Here is a 14,107-nt window from a genome sequence, read left to right as displayed (position 1 = left end):
TCTATGAATTGCATAGCTACTTGCTGCTGCTAATTGCTTTAAAAACTGCTTAATTTTTATCCAATATGTTGTTTTTAATAAAGTGATTGCTTTCATGTTTTTTGTTTTTCGTTTATTCTTAACTTCTGATGCAAAGTACGCTTAAACAAAGGCTTTAACTCAAAACAATACATGTGAGAGGGAATAAAATAGGGGTGAAAAAGAAGATTTTCGGCTGAATGATATGAGGTATTTTAATAAAAAACCTCAACAATTAAATCTGGTAGAGATACATGTTGTATTAAACCCATATTTAGGTCTATTTTATATGTTTTAAATGATACTTTTTAACAAAAAAAAGACCGCCTTTATAATTTAAGATTTGACTTTTTACTTGCTTTTTTTACTTGTTGGTAGTGTTCTATTTTAAACTAAAAATTAATAATAGCAAATGCATATTATTTTTAATAAATGGCTTAAAGCGTTAATTTTTAAAAACTCATTTAATTTACTCACTTGTATTTTTATGAAATAAGAAACTATCTCTAATAAATTTTGATTTATAATAAAGGGAAGATAAACTTGCGTGATATATTTTTAGCATAATATTAATTGAAGATCTTAAATAATGGTAAAGTCATAATTTATGATTTACACCATTACATATTACTAGCTTGTCTACTAAGGAATGTGTTTTATAAAAAAAGATTTTTTACTTAAAATACTTAGCTGAAAACAAAAAGAGGATGCTGGGTTTACCAAACATCCTCTTGTTCTATATTAATAATTATTTAACTTAGTAGTTGCCTTGATGCGCTTCTGGATAATCTACTATTTTGACTTTGTCGTGAGTTTCCACGGCTTCTTTGAGACATTGAGGGCACAGCTGCTAATTGATCTATGCTAGTTTTTTTTTCTACTTTTTCCAATTTTTCATTTTTCACATAGTCATTTATACATTTTTCAAATTCTAATTTACATTGTTTCATAAATGCTTCTTTAGTATCTTTTAAAGAAGTACTTTCTTTAAGTTTTTCTTCTAATATACCTGTTAGCGTATCTACATCTATTACTCTATTAAATTCTTCTTCTATTCTTTTATCTTTACATCCAGATATTTCAAAAATAGAAGCATCATCATAATCTTTTTGAAACTTTGCATCATAATCTTGAATAAATTTTAAATACTCTTTATCAAAATTATATAATGTATTCTTTACATCTATTTCGCTTCTAGAAAGATTACTACCTAATTTTTTTTCTAAATACTCTTTTTTAATCCCTTTTAGCTTCTCGATATCAATATTATATTTTCCATCTTCTATTTCTAATCCATTTTTCCCGTCTTCTTTACAAAACAGTTTTGCTACACTTTCTAGAAGTTCTGGACTAGCATTATTTAATTTTTCGAAACCTTGATCCGTATAATTTGAAAGCGAAGGAGAATATGCTCTATCTCCAGATACTTTTAAGGGATTATCTGGATGACTATCGGCATTTTCAAGCAGTGCACAATTGGTAAAGGCATTAGCTACTTCTATAGATTCATTATTCCATAACTCTTTTAATTCTTCAGAAAATGAACTCGTAATTTTATCCTGCAAAGCCAACCTTAAAATAAAAGGATCCATATCTAAATCCGGATCATTAGCAACTAACATATTTTCCATAATCTTAGTCTTTATAGGTGTAACGCAATCTCCTAAACATGTAGCTATAGAAGCCAAATGATCTTTATTTTTTATATCTGTAAGGTTTTCATCTTCAATATTAAATTGATCTAGCATATTTTTTAATGAAGCATCAAAATACTTTTGATTCTCTCCTTCACTTTTTGGATACCTCTCTAAAAGTTGTATTACAACTTCTTTGGCTGGCAACATTTTTCTATGAAATCTATGCTGCTGCTCATCTGGTTCATCACTTATACGCCCCGTTTTATAACTATTACCTTCACTTAATGTATTATCTAAATTTTCTATAAACGCTTTCATTTTATTTAAGCTTTCATCTTCATATAGTTTCTCTAAAGTTTTCTCATACTCTAATAACTCTAAGGGCAAACCTAAGGTTCTGTGTAATTGATTGGTTACACCACGAGACATACCATCATATCGTATGTTAACTGCTCCACTTTCTATTCTAGTAAACATACCTTCCTGCATATTATCAAGATTAAGCTGAGGATTATTTGAAATATTAAGGTACCTAAGGTTATTTAAATTACTTATTTCTGCTGGAATTTGAGTAACTTGAGTATTACCAGACACATCAAGATCTCTAAGGTTATTTAACTGCCCTATCTCGCTTGGTAGTTGAGCAAGATTTGGATTATTGGAAACATTTAATGTTGTAAGGCTATTTAATCGTTGTATATCTGGTGGTAAACTAGTAAGACTCCCATTATTGGTTGCAGATAAATGGGTAAGGCTATTTAAGTTACCTATTTCTGGCGGTAATTGTGTAATACGATTATTATTGGATATGTCTAACCTTGTAAGGTTATTTAGCTGCCCTATTTCGGGTGGTAATTGATTAAGATTATTAAAGTATAAATTAAGATTTGTAAGATTATTTAATTGCCCTATTTCTGGTGGTAATTGATTTATACTATTTTCTGATAAATTAAGACTTGTAAGATTATTTAAGTTAGCTATTTCTGCTGGCAATTGATTTATGTTGTTCTCCGTCAAGTTAAGAACTCTAAGATTATTTAAATTGGTTATTACTATTGGTAACTGGTTATTAAAGCTATTAGTTCCTAAATTAAGATTTGTAAGGTTATTTAAATTTCCTATTTCTGCTGGCAATTGGCTAAGATTATTTCTAGATAGATTAAGAGTTCTAAGATTGTTTAGTATTCCTATTTCTTTTGGTAATTCATTTATGCTTGTATTAGATAAATCAAGATCTTGTAGATTACCATATCGCTTATTAATAGAAACTATTAACTTTTTAAAGTTCTTTTGACTTAATTCTGACAAATCTATACCGCTTAAAGAGATTGCTTGTGTATTTTTTTCTGGGTATCTTCTTTTAATGTCGTTAAAAATTTTCTTGAAACTCATAATATTATTTTGTTTTAATTGTTAAACTTGCTCGACATCTTTTTATTTATTGAACTCATCTTGATTTTTTCTATTTCCTAAAAAAGGTTCAAGATGAATTCATTTTAACAAAATGAGACTGTCGAAATAATTATAAAACAATAATAACTACACTATTTACATATACAGAATACCAAGTAACAAGCGGTAATTTTGAATTAATATATGGGAATTATAAAGCTTAGAGCCTTGATTTAATAGAAATATAATTGACTAGAAATCCAGTAAGATTACGTCTATAAATAGCTAATACGACTTAAAATATTTGCTTAAAACAACAAGAGGATGCTTGATTTATCAAACACCCTCTTGTTAACCCTCTATATAATAAACACTTAAGCAAGTTGCCTTGATGCTCTTCTGGACAATCTACTATTTTGACTTTGTTGTGAGTTTCTAGGTTTTTTTTGAGACATTGTAGGTACTGCTGCTAATTGATCTATACTAAGTTTTTTTCTTTCTTTTTTCAAGCGCTCTTCTTTCATATAATCATCCATACATTTTTCAAAATCTGTTTTACATTGTTTCATAAATGCATCTTTGGTCTCTTTTAAAGAATCGCTTTTTTTAAATTTTTCTTCTAATTTACTTTTAAGCGCATCTACATCTGTTACTTTACTAAATTCATTTTGTATATCTTCACTATCCGAGTAAGCTACTTCAAAAATAGACCTATCATTGTTTTCGTTTCCAAACTGCTCATCGTACTTCATATAAAACGCTTCAAACTCTTTTTCAAACTCATACAATTTATTCTTCACTTCTATTTCCCTTCTAGACAAATTACTACCTAATTCTTTTTCTAAATACTCTTTTTTAATCGCTTCTAGCTTCTCGGTATCAATCTTATATTTTCCATCGTTTTTTTCTAATCTATTTTCCCCATCTTCTTTACAAAAAAGTTTTGCTACGTTTTCTAGTAGCTCTGGATTCGCTTTTTCTTTTATGTTTTTAAAACCTAGATCCGTATAACTTGAGAGCGAAGGGGAATACGCCCTATCTCCAGATACTTTTAAGGGATTCTCTGGGTTTTTATCAGCATTTTCAAGCAGTGCACAATTGGTAAAGGCATTAGCAACTTCAATAGTTTCCTTATCCCATATCTCATTTAATTCTTTAGAAAATGAACTCGCAATTTTATCTTGTAAAGCCATCCTTAAAATAAAAGGTTCTACATTTAAATCAAGATCATTAGCAACTAACATGTTTTTTACAATACGATCCTTTATAGGTGTAAGGCAATCTCCTAAACATACAGCTAAAGAAGCTAAATGAGCTTTATTATTTATATTCTCAAATCTTACATCTTTAATATCAAATTGATCTAGCATATTTTTTAATGAAGCATCAAAATACTTTTGATGCTCTCCTTCACTTTTTGGATACCTCTCTAAAAGTTGTATTAAAACTTCTTTGGCTGGCAATATTTTTTTATTATACCTTTCCAACTCTTCATCTGGGGCAGTTTTTAGACTCCCCGTTGTATAACTATTATCTTCACTTAATCCATCATCTAAATTGCCTATAAATTCCATCATTTTATGTAAACGATCACCTGTATACAGCTTTTGTAAAGTTTTCTCATATTCTAATAAATCCCGATTTATGCCTAAGGTTTCGTTTAATAAATTAGTTACCTCTCTAGACGTATTATGGTATTGTATATTAACCTCACTTCTTTGTATTCTAGCAAGCATACCTTGATCCATATTATTAACACTAAGCTGAGGATTATTTGAAATATCAAAATACCTAAGGCTATTTAAGTTGTTTATTTCTATTGGAATTTGAGTAACTTGAGGATTTCCAGACATGTTAAAATTTATAAGACTATTTAACTGCCCTATCTCTCTTGGTAGTTGAGTAAGATTCTGATTATTTGAAATATTAAGATACCTTAGGTTATTCAAATTACTTATTTCTCCTGGAATTTGAGTAACTTGAGAATTTCCAGACGCTTCAAGAGTTATAAGATTATTTAACTGCCCTATCTCCCTTGGTAATTGAGTAAGATTTTGATTATTTGAAATATTAAGATGCCTAAGTTGATTTAATCGTTGTATATCTGTTGGCAGGCTAGTAAGGGATCTATTGTTGTTTGCGTATAAATAAGTTAGATTATTAAGATTACCTATTTCTGGTGGTAATTCTTGCATTTCGCTATTGTTAGATATATTTAAATTTTCAAGGTTATTTAATTGCCCTATTTCTGCGGGTAATTGTTCTAGATCATTTAAATGCAAATTAAGGTCTGTAATATTGTTTAACCTTCCTATTTCTACAGGTAATTGTTTAAGATTATTCTCTGCTAAATTAAGGACTCTAAGATTATTTAATTGCCCTATTTCTGCGGGTAATTGATTAAGGTTATTCTCTGCTAAATTAAGGGTGTTAAGGTTATTTAGTTGCCCTATTTCTGCAGGTAATTGATTTATAGTGTTTTTTGCTAAATTAAGGGTTCTAAGATTATTTAAGTTAATAACTGCTGGTGGAAATTGATCATGAAAATCGTTACTTTCTAAATTAAGAGCTGTAAGGAGATTTAGTCTTCTTATTGTAGATGGTAATTGGCTAAGGTTATTTCCAGATAAATTAAGAGTTCTAAGATTGTTTAATCTTCCTATTTCTTTTGGTAATTCATTTATATTGGTATTCGATAAATCAAGACCTTGTAGATTACGATATCTTCTATTAAGAGATGTTATAAGCTTTTTATAATTCTTTGGACTTAATCCTGATAAATCTACATCTCTTAAAGAAATGGTTTCTGTATTTCTCTCTGGGTATCTTCTTTTAATGTCATTAAAAACTTGCTTGAAACTCATAATATTATTTTGTTTTAATTGTTAAACTTGCTCGACATCTTTGAATTCATTTTAACAAAATGAGACTGTCGAAATAATTATAAAACAATAATAACCACACTTTTTACATATACATAACACCAAGCAATAGCTGGTTACTTTCAATTAATATATGGGAATTATAAAAGTTTAAACCCGTAATTTAATATAAGGATTCAAGAATCCTATTCTAATTTAAGAACGTCTATTATTTAAAAGAAAAAAAGTACTTACTATGACTATAAAAATTATTTTAAGCAATTATGTAAATGAAGTACAAAAATACCTGTAAAGCCAAAAACAAAGTTTCCATCTCTTGTATTGAAGTTATTTGAAGTTTGTGTAATAAAAGCGTTTTCCTCCACACTTCTTGTATTAGTCATTTGAAATTGTAGCATAACATCGCTTAATTCCCAATTAACTCCCAAAGAAAAAGCATTATAAGTATCTCTAGATTTTATAGAGTTAAACACATTGTAATATTCTGACACAATCGAAACATGACCTCCAATTTTATATCGACCTCCAATACCTAATGCAAAATGATTACTTGGGTCTTCCTCAAAAACCGAAGATGCTCTATGAATAAAAGTAGGTGAAACCTGAACAGAAAATTGAGGAGTTACTTTTTTAGATACTAAAAGTTGACTGGTAAAGGCTAACTTATCTTCAAATGCACCTGATGCATGTATATCTCCAATAGAAGGTTTTTTACTTTGATAGGCGCCATTCTGGAAAAATGTAATACCAAAAGGAAATCCTTTTTTCTGTTGTCTAACTATTTTATATTTCAAAAAAGTATCGAATATACCATCTAAAGTAGTAATACCTGTTCCAAAAGTTAATCTATCATTGATCCCATACTCCAAGGAAAAACGCGTATTCATCTTATCTGCTACAAAACTTTGACTTTCCTTGTCTGGAATATTCCAAAAACGACTTCTTGCCCCTATTTCTAATACGCCCTTTTTTAAAGTTTCGGTAGAATGTCCTATAGAAATTCTGGACGATTTAAATATTGCTATTTCATATTCAGGAGCTCCATCATAGGATTTGTTTAATTCATCTAATAAACTCTGTGCCTTTATACAACCTCCTGCAAACATTAGAGTGAAAAAAAGAAAGTACTTATTATGAGTCATAAGGTTGATATTTAAATTGAAATTGTACCGCGATTGTTTTCGAAATATTAGGTGCTAAAATAGATGGAATTTTAATTTCAAAATCTTTAACCGTTAATTCAAAATCTCCACTTAAAATATATGTGTTTTCTATATGTTCTATTTTAACTTTAATTTCTATCTCTTTTGTTATTTCTCTAATGGTTAGTTTCCCTTTTATCATTTTAGTTTGAACACTTGTATTAGTTGCATCAAAATCAACTATTGTTCCTTCAAAAGTAGCTTTAGGATATAAATCAGACTCTATATAACTTTCATTAAAATGTTCCTGCATTAAAGCTTTTTTAAAAACAAAAGCATTCATAAGCATACTAATTGCAATTTCATTATTAGAAAAATCAATAACACTTAACACTTGGTTATTTTTAGCTTCTATATTTTCTACACTAGTATAAGAAAAAAAGGTAACTTGCCCTTGGCTGGTAATATATTTATTTGGTAACCCTGTATCATTATTAATGAGTGTTGCTATCAAATAGACTAATGGTATTATTAGTTTATTCATCATGTATAAGCTAAACAAGAACACGTTTTTAGTTTATTGTGCCTTCCTTATTTTATTAGTTTGTTAATACGTTGTTTTTCTTAAATGTAAATCTCATTATCTCTATAATACTCTTTTAACTATAATATTGCAATTAATAACAAGTAACATATAACTTTCATAAAAAGTGCGAATTTAAACCAAACTTATCCAAACAGAGAAAACATACGTATACATAAGGTAATGCTCCTCCTTTATCAGGTGAACAAAAGGTAAACAATTACATTTTATCGATAGACAATAGGTAGACAAAAAAAAGAAAACACCTCTTAATATAGACTTTAGCAAAGCATACCTATTGATTTAATATGCTTTATAAAATTAGTATTAAAAATGATTACCTAAATTTGTTCTCTTGCTATTATTAATAATTAATCTTACCCAATTCAGCCTTATAAAAACCAATATGACTGTCTTGAGAAAATTTAAAATCTTTTGGATGTTACCTATTAAATTCAATAAAGACAATTTTACATGTCTTATCTATATAGTAATTTTATCATGCGTTCATTATTCATTTGCTTCAACTGACAAAGAAATAGATAGTTTAAAAAAACAATTGACACATCATGATAAGGATGATATATTAAAAGTTGATCTACTTAATGAAACAGGATACGAATATTGGATTGTTAACCCAAACCAGTCTATATTATACGGAAAAAGAGCACTCAAATTATCAAAAAAACTTAATTATGAAAAAGGAATTGCCTTTGCAAATAGGGTCATTGGTGTAGCTTTTTGGGCACAAGGGCATCAAGATGAAGCATTACAGTATTTAATAGCATCTCAAAATACCTATAAAAAAATTAAAGACACCGAGGGTGTAACCAATACGATTCTTAACATCGGTATGGTTTACGCAGATTTAGAGCAGTATGATAAATCTCTTAATTATTACAATAAGGCTGTCCAAAAATTTATGTCTCTAGAACTTACGGGCAGAGTAGCTACCACTTTTACAAAAATGGGTACTATTTTTATAAATCAAGATAGAATCGAGGAAGCAAAAAAATATCTAAATAATGCTTTGGAAATCCATACAAAAAACAACTTTATGTATGGAATTGCAGAAGCACACAACCGTCTTGGATTACTTTATATTAAGAAAAACCAAAGAACTCAGGCCTATTATCATATCCATAGGTCTATGCTACTAGGGGAACAAATATTAGATATTGATGGCTTAACAAGTAATTATATTTTATTAGGAAAAATACAAAGGCTTGATAATGATTTAGAATTGGCAGAGAAGAACTTAAATAAAGGATTAAAAAAAGCAAAAAACAATCACTTAAAAAAACAAGAATTAGCCGCTTATAAAGAATTAAAAGAATTAAGAAAACAACAAAATGAGCCTGAAAAAGCATTGGTATTTTCAGACCTATACATAAAACTAAAAGATTCCATATTTAATATGGAAAAATCAAAACAGATTGCCTATCTCGAGTTTGAGAACCAGCTTCAAAAAAAAGAAAAAGAAGTGCAACTACTTAAAACAAAAGAAAAAATTGATAAACTAATTAATTACATACTTATTATAGGAATAATTATCATACTTCTTATTATTTATATTGTCTTTAAATCTTTTAAAAAAGATAAAGAATTATTACAAAAAGATCAACAGTTACTAATTTCCAACAATGCCCTATCAAAAAAAGCTTTAGAAAATTCACAACTAAAGCAAAAACAATTAAAACGTCAATTAAATTTCAAAAACAAAGAACTCACTTCTTATGCTCTTAATTTTGTGAAAAAAAATGAAATTTCGCAACAATTACTAGAAAAGCTAACCTCAATTAAAAATGTCCATGCAGAAGAAAGAGATCTCCTTATAAATGAAACCATTGAGATTATTAAACGAAACCTTTCTACAGATAAGGATTGGGAAGACTTTAAAATGATTTTTGAAAAAGTTCATACCAATTTCTATTCAAAACTTATAGCAAAGCATCCTGATTTAAAAAATAATGATCTCAAAATCTGCTCCTTAACCCGACTAAATCTTAATATTAAAGAAACTGCTAATATTTTAGGAATCTCTCCAGAAAGTGTAAAAACAGCACGATATCGCCTTCGTAAAAAGCTTGAACTAAAGCCTAAGCAAGAAATTATTACGTATTTAATTGATATTGAAAATTCGTGATTGAACTATTATGCTCTATACATATAGTTAGCATTCTAAAAAAAGACAGTCTCATTTTTGTTTTCTCTTTCCTTTTTAACACTATAACTCAGATACTATTGAAACGAGGGTAATATCTACCCTTATAACTTGAACGAGTGTAATATTTTACTATATTTACTCTCGTTTAATTTATAGATGTAATCATTACTCTTGAAAAATGACCAAATTTAACAGAACCATACCGTATAATAATTTACCTCCATTACCACCAAAGAAGGATCTAGAAACTACAAAAGTATTACGCAAAACTATTGATGCGAGTAGAGCTTTGGCTCAACTTAATGGGATGCTTACCAATTTGCCGAATCCTACATTGTTTTTAGATACCATACACTTACAAGAGGCTAAAGCTAGTTCTGAAATAGAAAATATTATTACTACTAATGATGATTTGTATAAAACTATAGTCGCTGATAAAAAGTTTGATAATCCTGCAACTAAAGAGGTTATAAGCTATAAAGAAGCACTTTGGGATGGTTTACGCGACATTGAAAAACGTCCTTTTATAACTACTAATTTATGTGTAGACATCGTACAAAGCATAAAAAAGAATACTGCAAGTATAAGAACAACTCCAGGAACTGCTCTTAAAAATGCAAAAGGAGATACTATTTATACACCACCAACTGGAGAAGACACTATACGAGAAAAACTAGCCAATCTTGAAACTTTTATTAATGGAGAAGATACTATTGATCCACTGATTAAAATGGCATTAATGCATTATCAATTTGAAGCCATTCATCCCTTTAGTGATGGTAATGGTAGAACTGGTCGTATTTTATTATTACTTTATTTAAAGATTGAAAACCTTTTAGATACGCCTGCTATTTATTTGAGTGAATACATTATTAAAAATAAAGCAGATTACTATGTGAAATTACGGAATGTTACAGAAAATGAAGATTGGGAAGCATGGGTAGTTTATATGCTTGAAATGATAGAGTTTACTGCAAATAAAGGTTTAAAGCGTCTAAAAGATGTAACAACGCTTATGAAGATTATGGCTGATGAAGTAAAAGCTACAATACCCAAAGTGTATTCTAAAGAACTTATAGAAATCTTATTTAGATTGCCTTATACAAAACGTCAATTTTTAATTGATGCGGGACTAGGAACTCCAAAAACTGTTGGTAATTATCTCATGGAATTAGAACATGCTGGTTTTTTAACTTCTGAAAAAGTAGGTAAAGAAAAATTATACTTAAACCATCGTTTAATGGCTGTTTTAGAAAAAAATTAGTGAATTTATTTTACGAGGCAAATGACGTTGGTGCTAGTAATTATCGATGTTATCCCCGCCCCGCTAGTTCCCAAAACTAGTGGCGTAAAGTAACTAAAAAATTAACTTTCTAAAAATAGAAAAACTCATACATTTCTCTAAAAGCTTTTCTGTTTTTTTCTTACTCGGTACGCCACTAGGAAATCCTAGCGGTAGCACATACTAGCGGCATCAGGGAGCCATTTTTTATAAGCAACTTGTAAAACAAAAATTAAAACCATATTCACTAATATATTCTTCTCCGTCCTTTGTAAATATATATCATCAAAAAAACAGATCTATTATCAGATCTACTGTATTGTCTTCTTCAAAATACATTAATAAATAACTCACTAATAACCTCTATACAAAACCTATAATACATAAGCCTCTGGGTTTGAAGTTCAACAATATCTAAATAAAGTCCCCTTTTCAAAAAAAAGAAGCTGGCACTTTAATTTTATATCTCAAATTAGATGAAAAAACAAAAAGGTTCTGCTACTTGAGCCTCTTAAAAACCTAATTTATTGAAAGTCCTATTAACAAGAATTAAATATAGGTTTATCGTCATTGAATACCAATATATCTGATTAAAGTAGTCATATCTTCAAAGATTGAAAAACCTCCGTTAAAAACAAATAATGCCCTACTAATAAAAGAGGTTTATTCTTTCATTTTTTATATTTTTATCAAGTATTACATCAATAAACAATATTGAATTACGGATTACCACAATGAGATTAAAGGAGTAGACACTAATTTAGTCTTGTTTAAAAATTTTAAAAACAAAAATCTATTGAAGAACAAAACTACGACTACCTTATTAGCATTATTTCTAGGCATTTTTGGAATACACCGATTCTATCTAAACCAAATTTTTCTTGGTATTTTATATCTTTTATTGTCTTGGACCTGTTTTTCAATATTCATAGGAATTATAGATGCTTTAATATTTGTATGCATGTCCGAAGAAAAATTCAATAATAAATATAACTCTATAAAAACAGGAACAAAATTAAATTGTTCAGGATGTGGACTAGAACTAACTTTTATGAGTACTCCTAGTTTTGGAGGAGGCAAATTAAAAGAAGGTGGGAGAGTTTGTCGAGATTGCTTTAAAAAAATCGTAAAAATTAATGCTAGCTTTGGCATGAAGTCAAAAGTTAAATATAATGTTAATGACGTAAAAAAACTCCTTGATCCAAAGCATAATAATAGTAACAGTATAGAAAATAGTATTATTGAAGTTTCTGAAACGTTATTTAATATTACTATAGACAAAGAACAAGACAACCACGATATCCCATATTGGAGCCACGTATATGTGTATTCTTACAACGATTTAAACTATGCCAATAAGGATCAAAAAAAATTCTATTTTAAATTTAAAGATCATTTTCTAAAAGGTGAAAATATTCCAATCGACGGAAATACCAATTATGCCTTTATATTATACTTTGATTTACTCAAAGAATATGAGAAACATAATGATATCCAATTATTAGAACAACAATTTAAACAACTAGGAGAATGCTGTCCTAAAACAAAATCATACGCTTTAGACGCTTTAAGAAATCTTTTACGAGACAAAGGAGATCCCGAATCGTTAGAAAAAGCAATTGAATTACAGGATGATAGATATCAATATGAGTATGGTTTTTCAGACTATGATCCTGATGCTTATAAACTTGGACGATTATATAAAGAAAAATTAGATCTCAATAAGCAACAGGTCTCATGGCTTAATAAGTTTTATAACCCATCTAATGTATTTTTATCGATTGAAGGATGTTGTATTGCTACCATAAACTATTATCTATTAATTTTAAAAGAACTTTCCAAACAGTTAAAAAAGAACCATACAACACTAGCCAAAGAAATTAAGTTGTTAAAAGAACAAGTGTTACTTCATTATAAGGAAGAAAGTCAATACCAATGGGGCTCTTATGAATTAGGTTATTATAGCTCAGAGATTGAAAATAATTTATATCTAAATATCTTCAAAAAAGCCGAAAATGAGGTAAGGAATTTATTTGGTCACAAACGAAAAATTTCTGCCGAATTTCCTTATCAATATGCCGAAACTGCTTTTGAAGACAAAATAGGTATCGCTCTAGTACAGATTATGGAAGAAATGAAATTACAAATCTCATCTCCAGATCATCAAACACAAATAGAACTAAATGCACAAAATGTAAATCGTTGGAAAACATTTTTCAATCAATTAAAAATCAAACTAATAGAAGGTAATCAAAAAGAATTTATACTTGGTATTACAGACTTGGAGAAAGTCAATCAAAAAAACCCGAATATAGAACATATTTTTTATGAAGCTTCTAAAGCCATTGCAAAGCAGAATCAAATTGTAGCACTACAATATTATGCCAAGTATATATATTATGATCTGAAATCAAAAAAGATTGATAACAAGCCTATTAATAAAACATTACAAAAATTACTTTTTAAAACAGACGAGCAATTATCAAGTTTTAGAGAAATCATTAGTCAATTGATTCTTAATAAGGATATAAAATTAACCTTAAATCAAATTACCAAAATCTATGAACCAAAACGTAAAAAAATCGTTTTGGATATTCAAGCAATTAAAAAAGTAGAAGCAAAGCATAGCGATACGGTGGAGCTATTAAATCAATATCTCATTAATGATGAAACGACATCCAATATCGAAGTTTACGACACAAAAAATGAAAAAACAACAACCATAAAAGAATTCGACACAAAAAAAGATGCTTCAATTTTCATACAAGCTTTAGTTCTTTCAGAAATGCAGAAAGAAGTATTGTTTAAAATTGCAAAAAATGATTTTTCTGTTTCCATGGGTCAAATAGAAATATTAGCTATGGAAAAAGGCATGTTTAAAAATCAACTTATTGACAGTATCAACGATAGTTGTGCTGAATTTCTAGATGGTGAAGCTTTAATCGAAGAAGAAGATAACAGCTATATCATCGAAGAATCTTATTATAACGAATTATTAAAATAA

7 protein-coding genes are annotated in these 14,107 nt (G+C 28.6%); 3 read left to right on the top strand and 4 right to left on the bottom strand.

Annotated elements, in window-relative coordinates; translation table 11 throughout:
* Positions 1-770: 770 nt before the first annotated feature.
* The 4 genes from A8C32_RS12875 to A8C32_RS12860 all read right to left on the bottom strand — a co-directional run bounded on the left by A8C32_RS12875 (position 771) and on the right by A8C32_RS12860 (position 7,618).
* On the bottom strand, positions 771-3,047 hold the full coding sequence (locus A8C32_RS12875) for a leucine-rich repeat domain-containing protein (protein ID WP_069830840.1): 2,277 nt from the start codon (positions 3,045-3,047) through the stop codon (positions 771-773).
* 374 nt (positions 3,048-3,421) lie between these two features.
* Positions 3,422-5,911 carry a leucine-rich repeat domain-containing protein gene (locus A8C32_RS12870; protein ID WP_069830839.1) on the bottom strand — a complete coding sequence of 830 codons (2,490 nt, stop codon included), beginning with the start codon at positions 5,909-5,911 and terminating at the stop codon, positions 3,422-3,424.
* A 266-nt stretch (positions 5,912-6,177) separates the two neighbouring features.
* The gene (locus A8C32_RS12865) at positions 6,178-7,071 is read right to left on the bottom strand and encodes a DUF5777 family beta-barrel protein (RefSeq protein WP_069830838.1); all 894 of its coding nucleotides are present in this window, start codon (positions 7,069-7,071) and stop codon (positions 6,178-6,180) included.
* Positions 7,061-7,618: a YceI family protein gene (locus tag A8C32_RS12860; RefSeq protein WP_349267249.1), complete on the bottom strand. Its 558-nt coding sequence runs from the start codon at positions 7,616-7,618 to the stop codon at positions 7,061-7,063. The genes A8C32_RS12865 and A8C32_RS12860 overlap by 11 nt, the downstream gene beginning before the upstream one ends.
* 475 nt (positions 7,619-8,093) lie before the next feature.
* On the opposite strand from A8C32_RS12860, the gene A8C32_RS12855 reads away from it, so the two are divergent.
* The 3 genes from A8C32_RS12855 (at position 8,094) to A8C32_RS12845 (ending at position 14,107) form a co-directional block, all read left to right on the top strand.
* Complete coding sequence (locus A8C32_RS12855; protein ID WP_069830836.1) at positions 8,094-9,800, top strand: tetratricopeptide repeat protein; 1,707 nt, start codon at positions 8,094-8,096, stop codon at positions 9,798-9,800.
* Positions 9,801-9,999: 199 nt separating this feature from the next.
* On the top strand, positions 10,000-11,085 hold the full coding sequence (locus A8C32_RS12850; protein ID WP_069830835.1) for a Fic family protein: 1,086 nt from the start codon (positions 10,000-10,002) through the stop codon (positions 11,083-11,085).
* 814 nt (positions 11,086-11,899) lie between these two features.
* The gene (locus A8C32_RS12845; protein WP_093455657.1) at positions 11,900-14,107 is read left to right on the top strand and encodes a tellurite resistance TerB C-terminal domain-containing protein; all 2,208 of its coding nucleotides are present in this window, start codon (positions 11,900-11,902) and stop codon (positions 14,105-14,107) included.

Origin of the sequence: Flavivirga aquatica, from assembly GCF_001747085.1 — a bacterium.
GTDB classification, from domain to species: domain Bacteria; phylum Bacteroidota; class Bacteroidia; order Flavobacteriales; family Flavobacteriaceae; genus Algibacter_C; species Algibacter_C aquatica.
Note: the sequence above shows the minus strand (reverse complement) of the source record. Positions and strands in the feature narration are given on the sequence as shown.